Genomic DNA, 23,752 nt, shown 5'->3' on the forward strand with positions numbered 1-23,752 from the left:
TCATCACCTATTTCAATTTCTTTTGGATGTCATACAGTGTGTTTAATGCTTCAAGAGGCGTCATATCCAATAGATCTAAGGAAGAAATGATGGAGAGCACCTCTTTTTCCTTTGATGAAAGCTTTTTCCCTGCCGGCTCTTTTTTCTTCTCTGCTATTTCATCGCCGAATAAAGAAAGCTGGCTTGGCTCCGCAGAATACTCGATGCTCGGTTCCACCGAATGCTCGATGACGGATGGTGTATGTTTCTCTTTCTGATTGTCTCCTTCCAGTTTGCTCAATATTTCTTTTGCCCTTTGGATAAGAATTTCAGGAAGTTCCGCAAGCTCAGCAACATGAATTCCGTAGCTTTGATCAGCCGCCCCTTCATCCACTTTATGGAGAAAAACAACCTTTCCGTTTTCCTCTATTGCCTTAACATGGACGTTCTGCACATTTTGCAATTCATCTCCGAGCACAGTTAATTCGTGATAATGGGTCGAGAACAATGTTTTGGCTCCGATGTGGTCGTGAATGTATTCGATTATCGCTTGAGCAAGCGCCATGCCGTCATATGTCGATGTCCCGCGCCCGATTTCGTCAAATAAGATCAAGCTTTGATTCGTGGCATGTACAATCGCATTTTTGGCTTCCAGCATTTCCACCATAAACGTACTTTGCCCTGATACTAAATCGTCAGCCGCTCCAATTCTAGTAAAAATTTGGTCAAAGATCGGCAGAACCGCTTCGCTGGCAGGGACAAAGCAGCCGATTTGCGCCAAAACAGCCGTTAAAGCAATTTGCCGCATGTACGTACTTTTTCCTGACATGTTTGGACCGGTGATTAAAAGAATGTTCCTTCCTTCTTTCATCCAGCAATCATTCGGAACATAGTTTTCGGATTCCATCACTTTTTCTACGACTGGATGACGACCGTCTTTTATGTAAAGCTCGGAGTCGGAAAAGGACGGTTTCGTATAATGTCGTTCTTCGCTGATTACAGCAAAGCATTGCAGGCAGTCAAGCTCGGCAATCTTTTTAGCCAAGAGCTGCAATCTAGGAATATATTGCTTTACTTCGTCGCGAATTTGCACGAACAATTCATACTCAAGATCAACGATTTTTTCTTCCGCTTCTAAAATCAACGCTTCTTTCTCTTTCAGCTCTGGTGTCACATAACGTTCGGCATTGGCCAGCGTCTGTTTCCGTTCATATCTTCCTTCATCCAAAAGATGAAGATTCGCTTTCGTTACTTCAATATAATATCCAAACACTTTGTTGTAGCCGATTTTAAGCGATTTAATTCCTGTCAGCTCTCTTTCTCTCTTTTCCAGCTCTGCTATCCACGTTTTTCCGTTTCTCGCTGCATCTCTGTAGCGATCCAATTCTTCGTTAAATCCGTCCTTAATGATGTTCCCCTCTTTGACTGAAATCGGCGGGTTTTCGATGATCGCTTTTTGAAGCAACTCCTTCAAGCTTTCACAAGGATCAATTTCTTTTTTTATTTGCTCCGAATCAGCAATTCCTAACGAAGCAACGATTGAGCGGATCTCAGGAATTTTTTCAAGCGACTTTTTCAATTGAATCAGATCTCTTGCATTTGCATTTCCGAACGCAATTTTTCCCGACAGTCTTTCTAAGTCGTATACTTCCTTCAGCAATTCCCTTAGTTCTTCTCTTTCGATATAGCGGTCGATCAACATTCCAACGATATTTTGCCGCTTTTCAATTTCTTTTTTGTCAATAAGCGGACGGTCAATCCATTGCTTCAGCAGACGCGCACCCATAGCTGTTTTCGTCTCATCTAACAGCCAAAGAAGGGAGCCTTTTTTTCCTTTCGACCGAATCGTCTCGGTCAGCTCCAAATTTCTTTTCGAGTACATATCAATTTTTAAATATTGATTTAATTGATAAAACTCCACCTTTTGCAAATGCTCAAGCGTCCGTTTTTGCGTCCGTTCTAAATAGTTGTATAGCCTTGCAAACGTTATTTTCAGCCGCTGATCTTGCAAATGTCCTGCAATGCTGTCTAATTTTTCAAGATAAGCTGCGTCTTTTTCAATCGAAAATGTCACAGGCTGTCTTTCTAATATCATTTTTTTCAGTTTCTCAGGAAAATCATCTGCCACTACAATCTCTTTCACTTGGCGGGAATAAAGCTCGCCCAAGCAGTCCTCCATTGTGGAGAGAAGGGTGACATATGATTCCCCTGTCGTAATATCTGTCAAAGCTAGGCCGAAAAGCGCTTCAAAGACCGTAACGGAAGCAATATATTGGTTGTCTTTCTCGCCTAGCCCTTTTCCTTCCATTAATGTCCCTGGTGTAATGAGCTGAACGACTTCCCGCTTCACAACACCTTTTGCTTGTTTCGCATCTTCTGTTTGTTCACAAATCGCCACCTTATAGCCCTTTTCAATGAGCTGTTCGATGTAGCTTGAGGCTGAGTGATACGGCACCCCGCACATCGGGATTCTTTCCTCGCCCCCGCCATCACGGCTTGTTAACGTAATTTCCAATTCTTGAGAAGCCTTGATGGCATCCTCAAAAAACATTTCATAAAAATCGCCTAAACGAAAAAATAAAAAGGCATCCTGATAGTCTGCCTTGATGTTTAAATATTGCTGTATCATTGGCGTGTATTGTGCCATGTTCATCCCCCGACTGTATGTAAAAGTTAACATCTTTTATTATAGCACAAACTCTTTATTCCGAAAAAAACTTATTCGCTCAAATAACCTATGACAAAACAATAAAACTAAAAAGCACGAACATGATTATTCGCTAATTTGTTTATTGCGTCAACCTTTGACATAAATGTTCATGATTAATGGCGGATTTGTTTATTCCTTTAAACTTTTGACATAAAAAATTAAGAAGCAGGTGCGCGGTTATCGCAAATTAGTTTTTTCCGTTAAACCTTTGACATAAAAAACTAGGAAGCAAGGGCACGATTATTCGTAGATTGTTTATTCCGTCAAACATTTGCCGAAAAAACAAGGAACCCAGCGAGCGATTATCGCAAAATTAGTTTTTCCCGTCAAATCTTTGACATAAAAAACAGGAAGCAAGGGCACGATTATTCGCAGATTATTTATTCCGTCAAACATTTGACTAAAAAACAAGGAAACCAGTGCGCGATTATCGCAAATTAGTTTTTTCCATCAAATCTTTGACATAAAAAACTAGGAAGCAGCCCTCCTAGTTTTTCATTATTCTTCTGGTTCACCTTCTAAAAGCTCTGGCGTCAAATCTTCTATTTCATCCTCTAAATCCTCTTCCCAATCATCCCATTCCTCATCGGATTCAGACAAGTTGTTAGGATGGACGGAGACGACCACTTTCGTTTCTCCGATGACCTCTGCTAAAAATTCTCTTTCTACTTGAACCACAATGTTTTCGCCGTTTGGAGAAATGGTGACTTCCAGACAATTCGGCTGCTGCAAAACACGGGCAACCACTTCGTTCTCGTCATCTAAATAGTTGTCATCTTTATATCGTAATTTTAACACATCTGTATACTTGACACGCTCTGTAACTACTTCTGTTTTCGTATTTTCATCAAATGAATACCAAACGTTAATATCATATGTTCCCTCGATTTCAACTGTTTTCCCCCGTTTTTGCGCATCATATTTATGGTTAATAATCCAACCACCCAAAATACTTGCTGGTTTCTTCTCAGGACTAATCGTATGTGTTGCTTGAGTAAACTTTCGACCTTTTGCTACTACCGCTTTCGTTATGATTTCCCTATATTCTGCCATTTGCCAAACCCTCCTCAAAACGATCGTAAAAAGATTTTCGCTAGGACAAGCTCGATATTTTCATAAATCCTTCTAGTTCATTCTATGCATGAGCCAGAAAATATGTACCAAAAATTAAAAAAGACGCTGACGCGTCTTTAAACAAAATGAGGGAGGGTTGGCCGAAATCATAGAAATACCGATTGTTCATAAGCTCAAACGGTTTTTATTTTTTCAAAAATAGCCTAAAAAACCTTAATACGATTAATGGCAAGATCCATGTTTATTCCGAATTTGGGCGCCTGTTTCACCCGTTAAAAGATTGCCTCCAGTTGAGCGAATAATTTCATTTGTCACATGGTTTGAAATTGTATTCGCTACTAATTGAAGAAGATCGTTAACTTCAATTTGCGATTCTTTAAATTGCTGGACGATCGGAATTTGATCTAATTCTTCATACAGGCTGTCAATTTTCTCCTCCACTTGTTTGAGAGCTTCATGCTTTCCGAAATGCTGAAAATTGACGGCTTGTTTTTGCAGGCTTTTAATGCTGGCAATCATTTCCCGAACTTTTTGATTTTCGTTAATTTGTTCTTCCGCTTTTTTAAAGAAGTCAACTTGCTCTGTTTCGGCTATCATTTGCGCCAGTTCTTTTGCCTTTTCTAAAATATCGTCTTTCGTATACGCCATTACAATGTCACCCCAATTTGCTCTTCCACCATTTCTCCATCAAGAGTCCAGGTTTTGGCTTTTGTAATTTTTACTTTTACAAGCTGACCAATCGCCGATTTCGGACCTTTAAAGTTAACTAGTTTATTTTTTCTCGTATACCCTGCCAAAATGTCAGGATTGTTTTTGCTCTCGCCTTCAACTAATACCTCAACGACTTTGCCTTCATATTCTTTCATTTTTTGGGCGGAAATTTCGTTGACTAATGCATTTAATCGCTGCAGCCGTTCTTTTTTCACTTCCATCGGGACATTATCTTTCATTTTAGCAGCAGGCGTTCCTTCCCGAGGCGAATAAATGAACGTATAGGCACTGTCAAAGCCGACTTCGCGATAGAGGGAGAGTGTTTCTTCAAACTGCTCATCCGTCTCATTTGGAAAGCCGACAATGATATCAGTCGTTAACGAAACGTTTGGAATCGCCTTTTTAATTTTTTGCACTAATTCTAAATACTGTTCGCGCGTATATTTGCGTGCCATCAATTTCAATATTTCCGAGCTGCCTGACTGCACCGGAAGATGGATATGATCGACAAGGTTGCCGCCTTTGGCCAAAACTTCAATTAAACGGTCGTCAAAATCTTTCGGGTGACTTGTGGTAAAACGAATTCTGGCGATATCGATTTTTCGAAGCTCGTCCATTAAATCGCCTAGGCCGTATTTGATATCGTCAAAATCTTTCCCGTAGGCATTTACGTTTTGACCAAGTAACGTGATTTCTTTATACCCTTGCGCTGCAAGGTGGCGAACTTCTTGAATAATATCCTCCGGTCTGCGGCTCCGTTCTTTGCCTCGAGTGTACGGAACAATGCAATATGTGCAAAATTTGTCGCAGCCGTACATAATATTGACCCAAGCTTTAATATTTCCTTTCCGGACTTTCGGAAGGTTTTCAATCACATCGCCTTCTTTTGACCAAACCTCCACGACCATTTCCTTCGACATGTACGCTTCATTCAACAAATGCGGAAGGCGGTGAATGTTGTGTGTTCCAAAAATTAAATCAACATATTGGTACTGCTTTAAAATTTTGTTGACAACAGATTCTTCTTGGGACATGCAGCCGCAAACACCTAAGATAAGATCCGGCTTTTCCATTTTGAGCGGCTTCAAATGCCCAATTTCCCCAAATACTTTGTTTTCAGCGTTTTCCCTGATCGCACATGTGTTTAACAAAATAACATCAGCATCTTCTGTGCTGTCAGTCGGCTTATATCCGAGCTGCATAAAAATACCGGCCATCACTTCCGTATCATGTTCATTCATTTGACATCCGTATGTGCGAATATAAAACTTTCTGCCTTCTCCCATTCCTTTTAAATGTTCAGGAATGACAAAATCTTTATGGTATTTCACTTCTTCTTTTCCGCGCTTTTTCGCATCTTTTAAAGAAGGCGGAATGTAAACACGCTCGAAATACTTACTGTAATCCTTCTCGGATTTTTTGTCCGAAGGATTCACAAACGTGGTTGCTAATCGTTGTTTTTCATTCATGGCGCATTACTCCTTCATGTTTAAAAGTGTACACTGTTTTATAGTATATCGTGTTAAGTGGCAGAACACAATATTGCACCATTATTTTATAATAAAGACACTTTTTTTAAAAATTTTCGATACAAGATTTCTAGAAATAAGCAAAAAGTAGATTTCTTCCTTTAACAATTGAAATCAAAAAAAGAGAGAGGGGAACCCCTCTCCTACATAAACTCTGCTACTAATTCGTCAAATTTCTCTTTGCTAAGTTTCAGTTCAGCTTTTGCAAGCGGCACTTCGCCGAATCCTGGAACAAGCTCTTCATATGGTTTTTGTTCTTTATTTTGATAAATAAGACCTGTTACAAGACCGTTATATTCCATTAACGTTTGCATCGCAAGTTTTTTGTCAGAAGGATCATATCCTTCAATATCTTTCAGCTTTGTTAAATTCTCTTTAAACCAGTCGTATGTGTTCACTTTGTTATAAGTAACGCAAGGACTGAACACGTTGATAAAGGAAAAGCCTTTATGCTGAATTGCTTGTTCGATCAAGGAAGTTAAATCTTTTAAATCTGTCGAAAAGCTTTGCGCAACAAACGTAGCACCTGCTGTTAACGCCAATTCCATTACGGACAGCGGAGATTCAATTGAACCTTGCGGGGTGCTTTTTGTTTTAAAACCGACATCACTTCTTGGGGACGTTTGTCCTTTTGTTAACCCGTAAATTTGGTTGTCCATCACAATATACGTAATGTCGATATTTCTTCTCATCGAATGAATGGTATGCGCCGTACCAATAGCAAACCCATCGCCGTCACCGCCAGCTGCTATGACCGTTAAATCTTGGTTCGCCATTTTTACACCTTGTGCGATCGGAAGCGCACGACCGTGAATTCCATGGAAGCCGTAAGAATATATATAACCTGAAATCCTTCCTGAGCATCCAATTCCGGAAATGACTGCAAGCTGATGCGGTTCCAAACCGACATTAGCCGCTGCCCTCTGTATAGCTGCTTGAACCGAGAAATCGCCGCAACCCGGACACCAATTCGGTTTGACATTGTTGCGAAAATCTTTAAAAGTGGCCATTTAGAACAACACTCCTTGTTTTGTGAACTCCTTGCTTTGCGTATAAATTTCATTCGGCAGGAACGGGTTTCCGTCATATTTTAATAGAGATTGAATTTTGTCAGCAAATCCGACATTCATTTTTATAAGATTTGCTAATTGTCCTGTTGCATTATGCTCCACAACGATGACTTGTTTAGCCTTTTCAATGAGCGGGCGAATTTCCTCTTTCGGGAATGGATGAATGAGACGGATGTGCGCATGGTTCACTTTCACTCCGTCTTCTTCTAGACGTTCCATCGCTTCCTCAATGGCCCCTCTTGTCGAAATGTAGCCGATGAACAAAATATCCGGCTCTTCATGCTTGTCATTTTTATGAACTTTATTGTTGAACTCTATTTGTTCTAATTTGCGAAGCCGTTTTTCCATTTGCGCCTTTCTGTTTGCGGCAGCTTCCGAAGGTTTTCCGGTTTCATCGTGCTCAACACCTGTCACATGGTGGATGCCGTTTTTCATTCCAGGAATCACTCGCGGCGATATACCGTCTTCTGTTATTTCATAGCGTTTGAAATACCCTTGATTGCCTGCTTCCGGAACTAATTCTTCATTTAATAGTTTTCCGCGCCGAATTTGGATAGATTCATAGGAAAGAGGTTCAACCGTTTGCTTACCAAGAGAAAGCTGCAAATCAGAAAGTACAATCACAGGGCATTGGTACTCTTCCGCTAAGTTAAACGCCTCAACCGTATCATAAAATGCTTCTTCCACCGTACTCGGTGCAATAACAATTTTTGGTATCTCTCCATGTGTTCCGTAAATCATAGCCATTAAATCCGATTGCTCCTGCTTAGTTGGAAGTCCAGTGCTCGGACCACCGCGCTGTGTATCAACTATGACTAGCGGAGTTTCCGTCATGCCTGACAGACCGATCGATTCCATCATTAATGATAAACCAGGACCAGCAGAGGAAGTAAATGCCCTAGCGCCAGCATAGTTGGCTCCAATCGCCATTGTGGCTGCAGCGATTTCGTCTTCCGTCTGAATGACAGCTCCTCCTAAATCTGGAAGCTTTTTAATCAAATATTCCATAATTTCCGAAGCGGGAGTAATCGGATAGGCAGCCATAAAGCGTGCACCAGCGGCAATCGCACCTAGAGCGATGGCGTCGTTTCCAATCATGAACATCCGCTTTTGACCATCAGCTTTTTCCAAATAAAGATCTGAACGGTCAAACCCTAATTCTTCTTTTAAATATTGGGCGCCTTTTCTAATCGCCTCCATGTTGTTTAAGACGACTTGTTCGCCTTTTCTTCCGTAAGTGTCTTGTACAACTTCCTGAAATAATGACGGGTCAAGATTCAAAATTGCGCTTGTTGCACCGATTGCAACCATGTTCTTCATTAAAGATGTTCCCAGCTCTGAAGCGATTTCCGTAAAAGGTACTGAATATAAGGAAACATTGCTTCCTTCAGGGATTTTCGGTCCAAACTTTGCATCGGCAAGAATAACTCCGCCGTCCCGCAATTCGTGAAAATTAAAATCGATCGTTTCTTGGTCAAAAGCAACAAGAATATCTAAATCATCGCTTATCGTTCGAACTTTCTTCGTGCTGACACGAATTTTATTGTTTGTATGTCCCCCTTTAATTCGTGAAGAAAAGTGGCGGTATCCATATAGGTAATAACCAAGCCGGTTGAGCGTAATTGCAAAGACTTCTCCTGTACTTTCGATTCCTTCTCCTTGCTGCCCACCGACTTTCCATGAGAGTTGGTTTACCATTTCTATGTTACACTCCTTTGGATCTAAAATATCTTTATCATTTCCGGTATTTTAGAGGCCCACTGCCCTGCCGAAAAGTCTATGATGATGAATTATGCTATTTTTAGCAATAATAACCTTGTTCTGGCAGCAAAACCACCATACCTTAAAATTTTTGGGATAATCCTAAACGATTTCAATTTTATCCCTAAATAATCAAAATTACAAGTTTAAATGCTTGTAATGACAAAAAATTTTAAATATTCACCATTCTCTACTTCTGTATAATGAAATTATAATAAAACCGATAAATATTATCAACATTTTATCGAGTAGGAGGGAGCGATTAACTCCCGTCCTCTCACACCACCGTACGTACGGTTCCGTATACGGCGGTTCAATTAAGATAATTGACGCAAGTCTTTATAACTTCCGTGAATAGCTGTTCTCTTTATGCCAGTGGTCACTCCACCCTCCAAGAGATCTCCCACGGGATTCACCGCTTCCTCCCTCAAGTGAGGTACTACGTTTTCTGTGTTCATCATGACTCACTGAATGCCAAGGGCTATTCTCTCTTAATTGTTCGGTCCTTCTTAGTTGTTCTAGACCAACTAATACTATGACCTCTGCTGACTTCTGACTGTTCAGCTATCTATCACTAGATAGGTTACCAAGGTTACTTGGCGTGCCAGCCAGACCTCCCCGGGTAAGAGTGTAATCTTTCCTTCCATCCATCTGCTTCATTTACTCTGTATCACCTTCGGCAGAAAGGGCTTTGTTTTGTCTTGCAAACTCACCCAGTGATACCTAGCCTCATATGAAGTTCGTGTTCCTCAGACCGGAAGTTTGCCGCTCGCTTCCTTCAGATTCCGCGTCACCACGGACACCCTTGCGTTAAGCTAACTGCTACTTCTGCCTTCGCAGCTCGGGACTTTCACCCTATAGATTACACCCATGCCGGGCGCACAAGCAAAAAACAGTCTGCAACCGAAAAGGAGTGCAGACTGTTTAGCTAATTTATTTAAACATGTTATCTCGGCTCAACAATCAATTTAATGGCTGTTCGTTCTTCACCGTCTATTTGAATATCTGTAAATGCCGGAATACAAATTAAGTCAACACCGCTCGGAGCTACAAATCCTCTTGCTATCGCTACCGCTTTTACAGCTTGATTCAATGCTCCAGCTCCAATCGCTTGAATTTCGGCGGCTCCACGCTCCCTCAGCACCCCTGCTAGCGCTCCGGCGACAGAATTCGGATTAGATTTTGCTGAAACTTTTAATATTTCCATTTCCTAGTTCCCCCTTCATTTTTTACAATGGTTCGTGAAAATTTATTGGAACAAATGCTGTTAGATGCATTGTTCAAAAGACCCATCACCTCTTGAACAATTGGTTCCATCCCATAGTTACTATATTCCCTAAAGTTTAGCAGTATTCCTGCTTATTTTTAATTTTTTTTATTTAATTTCAGTAGCGTTGCATAAAAAATAAAAACATTTTATGCAGAATTTTCTGAATAAAATATTTTATGATAAACGAAAAACAAGGCAGTAACCAACTAAAGGTGATCACTATCCATTTGGTAATAAATGTATTTGTTTTATTGTTACATGGCTACTGCGCTTCGCCGACTTTTTTCAACTCATTCCCGTTGAATTCGTTCCACCCACACGGTACTTGGTTTCCAAAGAAAAACGCGAAGCCAACGATAAATCTGGGTGAGAGAATGTTTCGATTTCATTTCAAGTTGAATAAGAATGAGTAAACAGTAAGAAATCAGAGCTAAGTAAACCTGATTTTCTACAGCTTCTGGACTCGTTCCATAAAGATGTTTGAGTGTTAAACGTTGCTTAATCCACTTAAAAAATAGTTCAATGGCCCATCGAGAACGATAGATATCACCAAGTTCTTCTGGATCTAGGTCGAATCGGTTCGTAATGATTCGAATTCGATTCCCGTCCGAATCGAATGTTTCGATTAATCGAAAGACATTTTCCGTTCGTTTTTGTGGTGTCCCAATGACCACCATCGAATCAGATAAAATAGAGGAATTGGATGGGACAGAGAACGATTCAAGAAATCGAACATAGGCATTCTTTTTCAGACGGGAGGCGAAAAAGAGGCCTTTATCACAGTAATAATCGAACTTTTCGTAGTCTACATAACCACGATCAAACACGTACATGGCATCTGTTTCGTCGATCAGTTGTTCCATTTGTGTTCGATCATTGTTCCCTGCTGGGGTCATGACCATTTTTTCCGGATAAACCGTATCTTCATTGACAAACACCAGTCGTAAATGAACCTTAATTCCCGACTTCGTTTTGCGAAACGTAGCCCATTGATATTTTTTCAGATTCAGTGAAATGGTCGTAGAATCCACGATTTTTAAGCCACTCACCTGACTGGAGGAATTCGTGGACATCTGGCGGATTTGATTCACTAAATCCAGAAAGATTTCTGCGAGCAATTCGGGTTTTACTTTGCGATGTTTTCGAGAAAGTTGTGAAGCACTAATAGATGTCAATCCTAATTCTCGCTGAAAATCATCCAGTAACGCATCATCGGCGATGGCGCGCAGTCCTTCTCGTTGTTGAAGTTGAGCATGCAAAAACAAAAGTAAATACGCTTTTGTGGTTAATTTTTTCGTATATTTATCTTGTTTCATCTCTTCAATTCTTTGTGTAAATTTAACAGAATTGAGAGGAGTGACCCATTTACCAAATGAAGAAAATAGTGTATCCTTGTCCATAGGCTTCATCCTTTATATTGGATTTGGACAGGGACCACCTGTACCATCCATTATAAAGGATTTTTTTATGGACTTTTTTCAATTCGGAATTTTCGAATTAAATTAATGCAACGCTAGTGATTTAATTTATTCAAAATAAACGTGATCATCATTGATTAATATTCGTTTGATCGATTTCGCTTTGCCGGTTCCTTCCTCAATTTCCACTAATACGGCATTCAATTGTCCTCTGCCTTCATTGATTTCAAACCGAACAGGGAGATTCGTTAAAAATTTTTTTAATACTGCTTCCCTGTCAACTCCTAAAATACCGTCATATGGTCCTGTCATCCCGACATCGGTAATAAATGCCGTTCCTTTATCTAAAATTCTTTCATCGGCAGTTTGAACGTGTGTATGAGTGCCAACCACTGCAGAAACTTTCCCATCCAAATACCAGCCCATCGCTTGTTTTTCGCTCGTTGCTTCCGCATGAAAATCAACAAAAATATATGGAGTTCTTTTCTTCGCTTCTTGAATCAATTCATCCGCTTTCCGAAAAGGGCAATCGATTGCCGGCAAAAATGTTCTTCCCTGGAGGTTTATGACCGCAAGCTCTTTTCCATCCGCTTCCACGTACACGATTCCTTTTCCTGGTGTGCCTTCAGGAAAGTTAGCCGGTCGAACCAACGCTTTTGCTTCATCGATAAATTCAAAAATTTCTTTTTTATCCCAAGTATGGTTGCCCATTGTCACTGCCTGAACTCCCAATGAAAGAAGCTTCTGGTAAATTTTCATAGTTATTCCTTTGCCATGTGCAGAATTTTCACCATTGACAATTGTTACTTCAGGATTATATTTTTTCTTCAGCTTCGGCAAATATTGTTCAACCATTTCTCTCCCTTTTGCTCCTACCACATCGCCTACAAATAAAACTTTCATGATGAATTCCTTTCTAAATGTTTATTATATAGTTTTGCATAAATTGAAAAAAAAATAAAGCGGCACATTTTCATGTACCACTTTATTTGGCATATTCAACCGCACGAGTTTCCCTAATGACGGTCACTTTAATATGTCCAGGGTAGTCAAGCTCTTCTTCGATCCGCTTGCGAATATCTCTTGCTAATCGATGAGCTTCTAAATCATCTATTGCATCCGGTTTTACCATGATGCGAACTTCGCGGCCTGCTTGAATGGCGTACGATTTTTCCACACCTTCAAACGACTCGGAAATTTCCTCCAATTTTTCAAGCCTGCGAATATAATTTTCAAGCGTTTCACTGCGGGCACCCGGCCGTGCTGCCGATAAAGCATCAGCCGCTGCAACTAAAACCGCAATTACCGATGTCGGTTCTTCATCCCCATGATGGGAAGCAATGCTGTTGATGACAACCGGGTGTTCTTTATACTTCGTTGCCAGCTCCACGCCGATTTCAACATGGCTTCCTTCTACTTCGTGGTCAATGGCTTTTCCGATGTCGTGCAGAAGCCCTGCACGTCTTGCAAGGATTTGATCCTCACCTAATTCGGCAGCCATCAATCCGGTTAAAAAGGCAACCTCTATTGAATGCTTCAGCACGTTCTGGCCATAGCTCGTTCGAAATTTCAATCTGCCTAAAATTTTGATCAAATCCGGATGAAGACCGTGAACGCCAACTTCAAATGTCGTTTGTTCTCCGATTTCCCTAATATGCTCGTCCACTTCCCGCCGCGATTTTTCCACCATTTCTTCAATTCGCGCTGGATGAATGCGCCCGTCTTGAACAAGCTTGTCAAGCGCAATTCTTGCTGTTTCACGGCGAATCGGATCAAATCCTGATAAAATAACCGCTTCCGGTGTATCGTCGATGATGAGGTCGATCCCTGTCAACGTTTCAAGAGTGCGGATATTTCTTCCTTCTCTGCCGATAATTCTCCCTTTCATTTCGTCATTTGGCAAATTCACAACAGAAACGGTCGTTTCAGCCACATGATCTGCTGCACAGCGCTGTATAGCAAGGGAAAGAATTGCCTTTGCTTTTTTGTCTGCTTCTTCTTTCGCCTTTGTTTCTGCTTCTTTCACCATTACAGCAATATCATGAGAAAGTTCCTTTTCCACTCGTTCAAGGATGATTTGTTTCGCCTCTTCACGCGATAAACCCGAAATGCGTTCAAGCTCTATTTGTCCTTCTTGCACCATCTTTTCCACTTTGCTTTCCATCTCTTCAATATGCTGTTGTCTTTCATTTAGAGAATCTTCTTTTTTATCTAGCATCGCCTCACGCTTATCTAATGATTCATCTTTTCGATCGAGATTCTCCTCTTTTTGCATTAAACGGTTTTCTTGTTTTTGAAGTTCATTTCTTCTTTCGCGAATTTCTTTTTCTACTTCCAAACGAAGCTTATGAATTTCATCCTTTGCTTCCAGAAGCGCTTCTTTTTTCGTTGCTTCAGCTTCACGCTTAGCATCTTCAAGAATTTGTTCCGCGGCGTTTTTTGCACCCGCTATTTTCGCTTCAGCAATGGATTTTCGAACAAAATAACCAACAACTGCACCGACGATTAGGCCAAGCAAAATGGAGATGATTTCAATGAGTTCCATTCTTTCACCTCCTCTTGCTATGAACTTGTCACAAAGAAAGTGTCGGCATTACACATTTACTCTCCCAATAACATTTTCCAAAAAAATATGTTAAATATATTGCAAAAATGAAAAAATATACATATCCATTTTAAATGTGGGAATAACCCTTGTCAAGTTTTCATCTTGTCGAACAAAGGATGGGGCTTTTTTTGATCAAAAAAATAAGACCGGCTACTCCGCCAGCCTTACGCTAAGATGTGCGTACATTATTCATCCAAAAGCTCGAACGTTTCCTGCCCCTCTTGCACAGGTTCATTCGTTTCAAGGCCATATGCCTTGCGAATTTCTTGCTGAATGGCATCGCGAATATCCGGATTTTCGCGCAAAAATTGCTTTGCATTTTCTCTTCCCTGTCCTAAACGCTCCTCTTGGTAAGAATACCACGAACCGCTTTTTTGTATAATATCCAATTCCGTTCCCAGGTCGATGATTTCTCCTTCTTTTGAAATCCCTTCCCCGTACATGATATCAACTTCTGCCGTTCTAAAAGGAGGCGCTACTTTGTTTTTGACAACTTTAATTTTCGTTTTGTTTCCTACCATATCATTTCCTTGTTTCAGCTGTTCAGCTCTGCGCACTTCAAGGCGGACAGATGAGTAAAATTTCAGCGCGCGTCCCCCTGGAGTTGTCTCGGGATTTCCGAACATGACGCCCACTTTTTCCCTTATTTGATTAATAAAAATCGCAATGGTTTTCGACTTGCTAATGGCTCCTGAAAGCTTCCGAAGCGCTTGTGACATAAGACGCGCCTGCAATCCGACATGCGCATCGCCCATTTCGCCTTCAATTTCCGCTTTTGGGACGAGTGCTGCGACCGAGTCAATGACAATGATGTCGACTGCACCGCTGCGAACGAGAGCTTCTGCAATCTCAAGAGCCTGCTCGCCGGTATCGGGCTGCGACAAAAGCAGTTCATCAATATTAACACCTAAATTTTGCGCATAGACAGGGTCGAGCGCATGTTCCGCATCGATGAACGCTGCTTGCCCGCCTAGAGCTTGAACTTCAGCAATGGCATGAAGGGCCACTGTCGTTTTACCGGAGCTTTCCGGTCCATATATTTCAATAATCCGACCTCGAGGATATCCGCCGACGCCAAGAGCTGCATCCAATGCCAGCGATCCGCTTGGAACTGTTGAAACTTTTCGCTCAGCCTGTTCTCCAAGCTTCATTATCGAACCTTTTCCGAATTGTTTTTCAATCTGTTTTAACGCCATTTCCAAGGCAGCTTGACGATCATGATTCAATACAATTTCCTCCTTAAAAAATTGATAGCTTCAAAATAAATATACCGTGTTTTTTCCTGTTTGCCAAGAAAAAAGGGAACATTTATTCGTTTTTTAATTTTCATTATATAAAAATTAAAAAACCGGATGAAGACACTCATAACCGGTTTTCCATTTCCTTTATTACATTCATTACATAGTAGCAGCCATAATTTGCCGTTCTGTGCCTGATCCCTTCCCGAGTACCGGAAAGATGAAGCTCAAAGACTGCCGTCGGCCGATCGTCGATTTGAATACCGATATAGACAGTCCCAACTTCTTTTCCTTCAGAAGGATCAGGTCCTGCCACTCCCGTAAAGCTGATGCCGATATTGCTGCCGGTCAATTTTTTTATATTTTCCGCCATTTCTTTCGCACATTCAGAGCTAACGGCTCCTTTTGTTTTCAACGTTTCTTCCGACACGCCAAGAACATGCTGCTTCACTTCGTTTGTATAGCAGACAATTCCTCCAAGCACAATATTCGAAGCGCCTGGAAAATGGGTCAGCTGTTCGGAAAAAAGACCGCCCGTCAAACTTTCTGCAGCCGAAATAGTATATTGCTTTTCTTTTAGAAGCTTCATAAGCTGCTCTTGGATCGAAGTTTCACCGTGTCCATAAAAATATCGGCCAACACGGCTTAAAATCTTTTTTTCTGTTTCGTCAATCAGCTTCAGCGCAGTCGACTCATCTTCATGTTTTGCTGTCAGGCGCAATGTTACTTCGCCGTCTTTTGCCAGCGGCGCGATGGTCGGATTTGTTTGCTGATCAATCAGATCCTCTATATCTGTTTCAAGCTGAGATTCGCCGATGCCAAAGAAACGAAGCACACGCGAGATGATTTTTTCTTTTAACCCGTAATGATATTGCAAAAACGGCACACCGTAGTTGATAAACATCGGCTTCATTTCTTTCGGAACACCCGGCATGAGCAAATATATAATTCCGTTCGCCTCTAACGCCATTCCTGGCGCCATTCCGTAATGATTTGGCAAAACAGTAGAACCTTCCAAAACTAATGCTTGTTTCCGATTGTTTTCCGACATTGTCCGTTTCGTCCGTTTAAAAAAATCCTCAATGTTTTTCATCGCCGCCTCGTCGATCACGAGACGTTTATTCAAAATACGTGCAATCGTTTCTTTCGTCAAATCATCTTTTGTCGGGCCGAGCCCGCCGGTAAAAATGATGCAATTCGACCGTTTTTTTGCCGTTTCGATCGCATGCTCTAGCCTCTCAGCATTGTCTCCAACGACCGTATGATAAAAAACATTAACACCTATTTCGGCAAGCTTTCTTGATATAAATTGGGCGTTTGTGTTGGCGATCTGTCCAAGCAACAGTTCTGAACCGACAGCAATAATTTCAGCATTTACATTCATACATTTTCCTCCACATGGTTATTTCGAATTGACAAACGCGTGTTTATTTTTCATGAAATAGTCCCATCCAGATAAAATGGTAAAAAAGAGCGCAACCCACAAAGCAATGTCTGCAAATGGAAACGAAATCCATTCAAAAGGTATATTATGTAAAAGCAAAGCGGAAATAGCCACAATCTGCGTCCATGTTTTTATTTTGCCGAGCATGTTAGCTGCTACGACTTCTCCTTCCCCAGCCAGAACTAAACGCAATCCGGTTACGGCAAATTCACGGCTGATGATCAGAATGACAATCCAAGACGGAGCAGCACCTATTTCCACCAATATGATGAGAGCAGAAGAAACGAGCAATTTATCGGCAAGAGGATCTAAAAACTTTCCTAAATTTGTCACAAGTCCAAGCTTGCGTGCATAATATCCATCAATCCAATCGGTCGTCGAAGCTAAAATAAAAATGAGGGCGCCAACGACATGATTGACAGGAATAACTACTTCACCGACCGACCAATTTCCCCAGTTAAAATCGCCAAGCATCACAATCATAAATATTGGAATTAGCATAATTCTTGATACAGTAATTCGATTTGGCAAATTCATTTTGTACCTCCACTAGCATAAAGTAAGAAAGAATAAGCCATCTCATACGATGACTTATTCATTCTTGTTATTTAAAATGATAATATCCTGCCGAACCATTTTATTCGGGTCCGTTTCATAAGAAACGGCTTCTCCATTCACTTGAATGGTCGTAAATCGAGCATCGCCTACAACGATTTTTGCTTCTTCTTCCGCTGTTACATCAACCGTTTTCTGCTCATTTTGTCGCATCATTCCTGCAAAAAACGATTTTCCTTTTCCGTTCTTCACTTCTATCCACGAATTCCCATTGGTTGAAATATCGATCACCAATTTGTCCGCATTGGACAATTCATATACGGTTTCTTTCCCTCTTACTTCTTTTACCGTCAATGTTTGCTTCGTTTCATTTTCGGCGTTCTCATCTTTTTTCTCCTCTTGTTCTGTTTCTTCAACCGAACGGTCTTTTTCATCGACAATATTATTTTGCTCTTTTTTCTCAGGCTCCACGCCAGAGGTTTCTATTTTGACGGATTTTGTATCGTCCTCCGTCTGAACGCCTTCATCTGTGCTTCCACGCTGGGAAAGCACCCAAACGATAATCGCCACCAAAATAATAACAGCGATGACGGCAAGCTTCGGCAACAGCTCTAAAAATTTGGAAGCCGGCTTTGGAAGCTCTTTATGCGTTTGAACGCGGGACAATTTCTCAGGTATCTCATCATATGTACTTGGTATTTCATTTTTATACTGTTCAAATAAAACATCCGGATCAAGGTCAACCGCTTCCGCGTATTGTTTAATAAACGCACGCACATAAAAATTCCCCGGCATGATCGAGTAGTTTCCTTCCTCAATGCCGATTAAATAGCGCTTTTGAATTTTAGTTATTTCCTGCAAGTCATCGAGTGAAATGTTTTTTTCCAGCCTAGCTTGTCTCAGATGGTTACCTAACTCGCTCAAAACGTACCCACCTTTCTAAAAATCAAATCCATTATAAATTGAGTGGCCAAACGGCTGATGATTATTTTCTACAACGTCATACGTAATTTCTTCATCAGGGTGATGTCTAAGTTCAATAATGTAGTCGAAATCATCCAAAGTATATTCGGAGCTCTGAACGAAAATATCTGGATGCTCCACGACTTTCGTTGCCGGAAGCTGCATCACTTCCCGAACTAATTGCAAATGCTGTTCAGAGCCTCTTTTCATCGTGACGATTCCATCTAAAATAAACACGTTATCTGTCCGGTATTCATCAGCAATCAGCCTTTCCCGGACAGTTTGCTTCAGCATGGTTGAAGAGAGAAAAAGCCATCTTTTATTCGCACAGACGCTCGCCGCTACGATCGATTCTGTTTTTCCGACACGCGGCATTCCGCGTATGCCGATTAATTTATGACCGTCTTGTTTAAAGAGCTCGGCCATAAAATCCACAAGAATACCAAGTTCATCGCGAACAAAACGGAACGTCTTTTTATCATCTGCATCCCGTTGAATATAAAATCCATGACGGACAGCAAGACGATCTCTCAGTTTAGGCTGCCGCAATTTTGTCACTGTTATGTTGTCCATCGTATTCAGAATAGATTCAAGCCTTTTAATTTGTTCAATCGTTTCGCAGCGCAGAAGCATCCCGCGGCGCATATCATCAACGCCGTTAATCGTAACGATATTAATGTTCAGCATACCGAGCAAAGACGAAACATCTCCCAGCAGCCCCGGCCGGTTTTTTTGAATTTTATATTCTAAATACCATTCAGTTTTTTCCACCTTCAAAGACCCCCAAATAACACACCTATAAATTTATAATAAATCATTTTAGATAAAGAAGAAAGGATAATTGCAAGGAAAAAATAAAGGGCATCTTGGTCATTTCACCAAGTGCCCTAACTTGACAGTAATAAATGAACAACATCCTAATGAACGCTGTCATTTTGAACCAGTTTCACCATCATGTTGGCGATTGCATGTTGCTCCTCTTTTGAAGCGACACTCCACAGATCGTGAAGAATTTTTTCTTCAGGGTTTTTCGGCTCCACTTGCTTTGCTAAATAATCACCGATTTCATACGCTAAATTGGAAATAACCTCTTGGGACAATCCGCCGCTTTCTGCTTGCTGGAGGCGATCCGCCAAAAAATCTTTCCATTGATTCCAATTTTCCAATACTGACATATGTTCCCCTCCTTTATCGTTTAATCAATTTTTATTTTCCCTTGATCATGCAGTTTTTATACGGGAGAGGGAATCAGCAGTACCATCCTCCATTGACAGCAATCACCTGACCTGTAATGTAGGAAGCTTGCTCGCTAATAAGGAATAAAACAACATTCGCGACTTCTTCAGGCTTTCCATTTCTTTCAAGGGGGATGCTGTTTTTAATATCTTCCAATTCTTCAGGAGAGAATCGATCATTCATACTTGTATCGATCATGCCTGGCGCAACGGCGTTGACGCGAATATTGGAAGGCGCTAATTCCTTCGCTAGTGCTTTCACAAAGGAAATTTGCCCCCCTTTTGCCATGGAATATAAAGCTTCACAGCTGGCTCCTGTCTGCCCCCATATAGAGGAGATGAAAAGAATGCTTCCTTTTTGTTTTCTTATCATTCCACTGACTACTTTTTGAGTAATAAAAAAAGGCGACGTGAGATGAAGCTGTATAATTTTTTGATAATCTTCCATCAAAACATCTTGAATCAGTCCGTAGTGGGAAATACCGTTAGCAAAAATAAGAGCATCTATAGAAGTTGGAATGTTTTCAAGTAATTGTTCCGTCCCGCTTTCCGATGACAAATCCGCATAAACTGGAATGATCTGATCATATAACTCCATTGCTTCTTTTAACGGTTCAATGTTTCGAAAGTATTGAGCATAAATTTGATATCCTTCCTGAGCCAATTTTTCTACAACCGCTTTTCCGATTCCTCCGCTGGCTCCAGTTACTAACGCTGTTTTCAAGATTTCCCCTCCGCAATATTATGATTTCGGCAAAACTTGGAAAACTGTTAAATAATCTTCATCAATCGCTTCTTTTAAAACTGCTTCAATCGTGTCCATGTTTACATTTTCTAAAGCTTGCACAACATCGAACAGATTCATTTCGTTAAATTGATACCGGGTAAATTGATTGGCGATAAATTCAGGAGAATTAAAAGCCCTTAAAAAAGAGCCGATTTTTTTCTTTTTGGCGGCCTCCAGCTGCTCATCGGTAAATAACGATTGCTTGCTTTTCATAAGAGCTCCTTTTATATATTCACTCAGCTCATCCGGCCGGTCGGTATCGCCGCCGACCATAGCAAAACCGAAGCTGTACTCCTCTGTATAATCGAAGCTGAACGTATCATCAATGAGCCCTTTTTCATACAATTCCAAATAAAGCTTTGAGCTTTTGCCAAAAAGCATTTCTAAAATTAAATTCATGGAAAGCTCATGCGTAAGCAGCTCTTCCCCTTTTCGGAAAGGATGTTTTGCCTTTAAGCCAACTAAGCATTTCGACGACTTGACATTCATATAAATTTTTTCACTCGTTTTAAACACTTCATCTCTTTCATGTACTTGTTCACGAACAATATTGGTTGGCTTTTTAAAATCTTTTTTTGCCTGATTCTCTTCCACTTGCTTGATAATTTTTTCCGGTTGAACAGGCCCGATCACAAACAGGAGCATGTTGCTGGGATGGTAAAACGTTTCGTAGCATTCATAAAGCTGCTCTTTTGTAATTTGATTTATCGAATCAATTGTGCCGGCAATGTCAATCCGTACTGGATGGCTTTCATACATGTTTTGGATGAGGCCAAAATAAAGCCGCCAATCAGGATTGTCTTGGTACATGTTGATTTCTTGACCAATAATGCCTTTTTCTTTTTCAACGGATTGGTCAGTAAAATAAGGACTTTGGACAAAATCTACTAACGTTTCTAAATTTTTTTCAACATTTGCCGTGCTGGAAAAAAGATATGCCGTTCTCGTGAAGGATGTAAATGCATTGGCCGATGCCCCTTGTTCACTAAACTGTTGAAATACGTCCCCATCCTTTTTTTCAAAAAGCTTATGTTCCAAAAAGTGAGCAATGCCGTCCGGGACGTGAACGATTTCCTCTTTTCCAATTGGAACGAATTTATTGTCAATAGAACCGTATTTAGTGGTGAATGTCGCATACGTTTTATGAATCCCTTGTTTTGGAAGGACATAAACATCTAATCCATTTTCCATTTTCTTATAATAATACGTTTCTTTCAGTTGATCGAATGTAATTTCTTTTATCATAAAGATCCGCCCCCTTTCAAAAAATAAACCGTATCCAGTTGAATTTTTTCAGCAAGCTGGACGATTTCGTCTTTTTGGACCTTTTCTACCCCTTCGATCCATTCTTCAATAGTTCGGTTTGTTTTCGCAACAACATTGTGGTACAGCACTTCCGTCATTCCGTAAGGGGTATCGATTGTTTCCAGCAACTGATTTTTGATCACCGCTTTCGTTTGTTCCAATTCTTTATCTGTAAAATCTCCTTTTTTCATCGCTTCCATTTGTTCATGAATAATCGTAAGAGCACGTTCGTAGTTCTTCATTTCAATTCCTGACATCACCATTAACAAGCCTTTATGGCTTTCAACTCTCGAGGAAGCATAATAAGCAAGACTGTTCCTTTCGCGAACGTTTAGAAACAGCTTCGAATGCGGAAATCCCCCAAAAATGCCGTTAAACACTTGCAATGCGTAATAATCATGATCACTATATGTTGTGTGCGTGCGGTACCCGATGTTCAATTTCCCTTGGGTAATGTCTTGTTCTTCGATAACTTCGTTAACCTTCTCAATTTTTTTTTCAACACTTTCAGCCCTAGCTTGTTGATTGGATTTTGTTAAACGGAAATATTTCCTGACAATATCAGCCACTTGTTCGTTTTCAATATCCCCGATCACAAATAAATCGACTTCATCATGCTGCAGCATGTTTGTATAATAATCTGTCAGCTGTTGAGGAGAAATTTGATCGATATGCTCTTTCTCTCCGTTGACATGCAGACGGTACGGCTCAGTTTTGCACATTTCTTGGATTAAACGTAAATTCGCATAACGCATTTTATCGTCATAAACCGCTTGAATGCGCTGTTTTAATGTCCGCTTTTCTTGTTCGATAATGCTTTGATTGAACACCCCTTCTTGCAGAGGAGGCGAAAGAAGTACTTCGGACAACAATTCGATCCCTTTTTCCAGTAAAGGTGTCTTATCTTTTAAAAATTTTTCATTCGGGATTTCCATCCGGAACGTAATGATATGGTTTTCTCCCTTTTTGGCTAAATCGACTTGCAGTGTTGCACCGTACAAATCATCCAAATATTTCCTTAATTCAGTTGTGGATGGGTAGGATGCTGTACCTCTTTGCAAAACATGGGGAAGCAAAGCTCGAATGGTTACATCCTTTTCCGATAGCGGCGCCTTTAACCTTAAAATGAGTGAATTTGTTTTAAAAGCATTTGATGAAACGGTATGCAGCTGAATCCCGTTTATTTCGCTTACTTGCTCTTGTAAAAAACCCATTCTATCCCTCCTAAGCCTGAAAGCTTTCTATATGTTATTGTTTCCAATCATGAAAAAACACGTTATTAGTAATTATATCAATCATAGGATATTGAAGGAAATCACACCGTAATGAATTATTATTTAAAGTTTACATAATTATATTACTGTTAATTATTTAACAAAAAGCAAGGATGTCTCTAGCCAGATCAGCTAACTTATGACATCTATAAATAGGGGTATACTATACGATAAGATGCAGGAATTAAAAAGTCTTTAGCAGATTCTCGGAGAAAACACACTATTGATCGTTGCCCAATACTTTTTTGTGTGTTGCAGTTTATTGTTCAATTTTAAGCAAAAAAATACCATATACTTAAAAAGACAACAGAAAATGAATTCTGTTGTCTTTCATCATTATTTTTCAGGCACAGCTTTTGAAACAACCTTTATGTTCTTTTCTGTTGCCTTTTGTCCGCTGCAGCAGAGCGAGCCAATGCTTGAAGATCGTCCTTGTCGGCAAGCTCTCTTGAAAATTCAATACTTTTGCCGTCTGACTTCAAATTTTTTGGCACTTGCGGCAGCTTAGCTTTGTTTTTATCACGCGCTTTTTGCTTATGTGCTCTTCCCATTTTGCGCACCTCCGCAAAGAGGGTGTAGACAGTTGCTTTCACAACATGTCCTATCCATTAGGGTGACATGTTCGGAGCATTTTATAATTGGCATTTTTATGCTTTAATGGCTTTCATGTTTTTCTGAAAAGCCTCCCGCTCTGTCAGCCATTTTAAACGCTCTCGAATAAGTGACTTCTTGGGCGCTGCTCAAACTGCTTTTTGCTTTTTTACGTTTCGCATCTTTTGCCATCCATCGATCTCTCACTTTCTAGTAAATGTAGTTTTAGT

Annotated in this window: 21 protein-coding genes; all 21 read right to left on the reverse strand. The window is 40.5% G+C overall.

The annotated features are described in order from the left end of the window. Positions 1-7: 7 nt before the first annotated feature. Complete coding sequence (mutS, locus tag NSU02_RS11285; RefSeq protein WP_339192924.1) at positions 8-2,626, reverse strand: DNA mismatch repair protein MutS; 2,619 nt, start codon at positions 2,624-2,626, stop codon at positions 8-10. 561 nt (positions 2,627-3,187) lie between these two features. Beyond that, positions 3,188-3,742, reverse strand: a complete 555-nt coding sequence (cotE, locus tag NSU02_RS11290) for an outer spore coat protein CotE (RefSeq protein WP_063386736.1) — start codon at positions 3,740-3,742, stop codon at positions 3,188-3,190. Between the two features lie 243 nt (positions 3,743-3,985). Continuing rightward, positions 3,986-4,411 carry a RicAFT regulatory complex protein RicA family protein gene (locus NSU02_RS11295; RefSeq protein WP_063386735.1) on the reverse strand — a complete coding sequence of 142 codons (426 nt, stop codon included), beginning with the start codon at positions 4,409-4,411 and terminating at the stop codon, positions 3,986-3,988. Beyond that, positions 4,411-5,943 carry a tRNA (N6-isopentenyl adenosine(37)-C2)-methylthiotransferase MiaB gene (gene miaB, locus NSU02_RS11300; protein WP_094246007.1) on the reverse strand — a complete coding sequence of 511 codons (1,533 nt, stop codon included), beginning with the start codon at positions 5,941-5,943 and terminating at the stop codon, positions 4,411-4,413. The genes NSU02_RS11295 and miaB overlap by 1 nt, the downstream gene beginning before the upstream one ends. 203 nt (positions 5,944-6,146) lie before the next feature. Beyond that, entirely contained in the window at positions 6,147-7,013 is an 867-nt protein-coding gene (locus NSU02_RS11305) for a 2-oxoacid:ferredoxin oxidoreductase subunit beta (protein WP_063386733.1), read from the reverse strand. After that, on the reverse strand, positions 7,014-8,771 hold the full coding sequence (locus tag NSU02_RS11310; protein WP_063386732.1) for a 2-oxoacid:acceptor oxidoreductase subunit alpha: 1,758 nt from the start codon (positions 8,769-8,771) through the stop codon (positions 7,014-7,016). A gap of 1,009 nt (positions 8,772-9,780) precedes the next feature. Further along, on the reverse strand, positions 9,781-10,041 hold the full coding sequence (spoVS, locus tag NSU02_RS11315; protein ID WP_003181955.1) for a stage V sporulation protein SpoVS: 261 nt from the start codon (positions 10,039-10,041) through the stop codon (positions 9,781-9,783). 353 nt (positions 10,042-10,394) lie between these two features. Next, entirely contained in the window at positions 10,395-11,504 is a 1,110-nt protein-coding gene (locus NSU02_RS11320; RefSeq protein WP_339192925.1) for an IS4 family transposase, read from the reverse strand. Positions 11,505-11,630: 126 nt separating this feature from the next. Further along, the gene (locus tag NSU02_RS11325) at positions 11,631-12,425 is read right to left on the reverse strand and encodes a TIGR00282 family metallophosphoesterase (protein WP_063386731.1); all 795 of its coding nucleotides are present in this window, start codon (positions 12,423-12,425) and stop codon (positions 11,631-11,633) included. An 82-nt stretch (positions 12,426-12,507) separates the two neighbouring features. Further along, the gene (rny, locus tag NSU02_RS11330; protein ID WP_063386730.1) at positions 12,508-14,067 is read right to left on the reverse strand and encodes a ribonuclease Y; all 1,560 of its coding nucleotides are present in this window, start codon (positions 14,065-14,067) and stop codon (positions 12,508-12,510) included. Positions 14,068-14,315: 248 nt separating this feature from the next. Beyond that, the gene (gene recA / locus NSU02_RS11335) at positions 14,316-15,326 is read right to left on the reverse strand and encodes a recombinase RecA (RefSeq protein ID WP_063386751.1); all 1,011 of its coding nucleotides are present in this window, start codon (positions 15,324-15,326) and stop codon (positions 14,316-14,318) included. A gap of 166 nt (positions 15,327-15,492) precedes the next feature. Continuing rightward, positions 15,493-16,752 (reverse strand): competence/damage-inducible protein A, encoded by a 1,260-nt coding sequence (locus tag NSU02_RS11340; protein WP_339192926.1) that lies wholly within the window; start codon positions 16,750-16,752, stop codon positions 15,493-15,495. Between the two features lie 18 nt (positions 16,753-16,770). Continuing rightward, positions 16,771-17,349 (reverse strand): CDP-diacylglycerol--glycerol-3-phosphate 3-phosphatidyltransferase, encoded by a 579-nt coding sequence (pgsA, locus tag NSU02_RS11345; protein WP_327862729.1) that lies wholly within the window; start codon positions 17,347-17,349, stop codon positions 16,771-16,773. Positions 17,350-17,403: 54 nt separating this feature from the next. After that, the gene (locus NSU02_RS11350) at positions 17,404-18,291 is read right to left on the reverse strand and encodes a RodZ domain-containing protein (RefSeq protein WP_094246010.1); all 888 of its coding nucleotides are present in this window, start codon (positions 18,289-18,291) and stop codon (positions 17,404-17,406) included. A gap of 15 nt (positions 18,292-18,306) precedes the next feature. Next, the gene (locus NSU02_RS11355; RefSeq protein ID WP_066246441.1) at positions 18,307-19,101 is read right to left on the reverse strand and encodes a YmfK family protein; all 795 of its coding nucleotides are present in this window, start codon (positions 19,099-19,101) and stop codon (positions 18,307-18,309) included. A gap of 146 nt (positions 19,102-19,247) precedes the next feature. Next, a complete protein-coding gene (locus tag NSU02_RS11360; RefSeq protein WP_063386726.1) occupies positions 19,248-19,505 on the reverse strand; it encodes a DUF3243 domain-containing protein in 258 nt (85 codons plus the stop codon). 73 nt (positions 19,506-19,578) lie between these two features. Further along, a complete protein-coding gene (locus NSU02_RS11365; protein ID WP_063386725.1) occupies positions 19,579-20,289 on the reverse strand; it encodes an SDR family oxidoreductase in 711 nt (236 codons plus the stop codon). Positions 20,290-20,307: 18 nt separating this feature from the next. Next, entirely contained in the window at positions 20,308-21,597 is a 1,290-nt protein-coding gene (locus NSU02_RS11370) for a pitrilysin family protein (RefSeq protein WP_339192927.1), read from the reverse strand. Continuing rightward, on the reverse strand, positions 21,594-22,871 hold the full coding sequence (locus tag NSU02_RS11375) for a pitrilysin family protein (RefSeq protein WP_339192928.1): 1,278 nt from the start codon (positions 22,869-22,871) through the stop codon (positions 21,594-21,596). Before NSU02_RS11375 ends, NSU02_RS11370 begins: the two co-directional genes overlap by 4 nt. Before the next feature lie 428 nt (positions 22,872-23,299). Beyond that, positions 23,300-23,482: a YfhD family protein gene (locus tag NSU02_RS11380; protein WP_063386722.1), complete on the reverse strand. Its 183-nt coding sequence runs from the start codon at positions 23,480-23,482 to the stop codon at positions 23,300-23,302. A gap of 103 nt (positions 23,483-23,585) precedes the next feature. Beyond that, positions 23,586-23,714: a YfhE family protein gene (locus tag NSU02_RS11385; protein ID WP_311066216.1), complete on the reverse strand. Its 129-nt coding sequence runs from the start codon at positions 23,712-23,714 to the stop codon at positions 23,586-23,588. Positions 23,715-23,752 lie beyond the last annotated feature (38 nt).

The organism is Aeribacillus sp. FSL W8-0870, from assembly GCF_037963755.1.
GTDB lineage: Bacteria > Bacillota > Bacilli > Bacillales > Aeribacillaceae > Aeribacillus > Aeribacillus composti.

Coding starts and splice junctions, on each gene's coding strand:
- mutS (WP_339192924.1), bottom strand. CDS start 2,626: ATGGCACAATACACGCCAATGATACAGCAATATTTAAACATCAAGGCA.
- cotE (WP_063386736.1), bottom strand. CDS start 3,742: ATGGCAGAATATAGGGAAATCATAACGAAAGCGGTAGTAGCAAAAGGT.
- NSU02_RS11295 (WP_063386735.1), bottom strand. CDS start 4,411: ATGGCGTATACGAAAGACGATATTTTAGAAAAGGCAAAAGAACTGGCG.
- miaB (WP_094246007.1), bottom strand. CDS start 5,943: ATGAATGAAAAACAACGATTAGCAACCACGTTTGTGAATCCTTCGGAC.
- NSU02_RS11305 (WP_063386733.1), bottom strand. CDS start 7,013: ATGGCCACTTTTAAAGATTTTCGCAACAATGTCAAACCGAATTGGTGT.
- NSU02_RS11310 (WP_063386732.1), bottom strand. CDS start 8,771: ATGGTAAACCAACTCTCATGGAAAGTCGGTGGGCAGCAAGGAGAAGGA.
- spoVS (WP_003181955.1), bottom strand. CDS start 10,041: ATGGAAATATTAAAAGTTTCAGCAAAATCTAATCCGAATTCTGTCGCC.
- NSU02_RS11320 (WP_339192925.1), bottom strand. CDS start 11,504: ATGGACAAGGATACACTATTTTCTTCATTTGGTAAATGGGTCACTCCT.
- NSU02_RS11325 (WP_063386731.1), bottom strand. CDS start 12,425: ATGAAAGTTTTATTTGTAGGCGATGTGGTAGGAGCAAAAGGGAGAGAA.
- rny (WP_063386730.1), bottom strand. CDS start 14,067: ATGGAACTCATTGAAATCATCTCCATTTTGCTTGGCCTAATCGTCGGT.
- recA (WP_063386751.1), bottom strand. CDS start 15,326: ATGGCGTTAAAACAGATTGAAAAACAATTCGGAAAAGGTTCGATAATG.
- NSU02_RS11340 (WP_339192926.1), bottom strand. CDS start 16,752: ATGAATGTAAATGCTGAAATTATTGCTGTCGGTTCAGAACTGTTGCTT.
- pgsA (WP_327862729.1), bottom strand. CDS start 17,349: ATGAATTTGCCAAATCGAATTACTGTATCAAGAATTATGCTAATTCCA.
- NSU02_RS11360 (WP_063386726.1), bottom strand. CDS start 19,505: ATGTCAGTATTGGAAAATTGGAATCAATGGAAAGATTTTTTGGCGGAT.
- NSU02_RS11370 (WP_339192927.1), bottom strand. CDS start 21,597: ATGATAAAAGAAATTACATTCGATCAACTGAAAGAAACGTATTATTAT.
- NSU02_RS11375 (WP_339192928.1), bottom strand. CDS start 22,871: ATGGGTTTTTTACAAGAGCAAGTAAGCGAAATAAACGGGATTCAGCTG.
- NSU02_RS11380 (WP_063386722.1), bottom strand. CDS start 23,482: ATGGGAAGAGCACATAAGCAAAAAGCGCGTGATAAAAACAAAGCTAAG.
- NSU02_RS11385 (WP_311066216.1), bottom strand. CDS start 23,714: ATGGCAAAAGATGCGAAACGTAAAAAAGCAAAAAGCAGTTTGAGCAGC.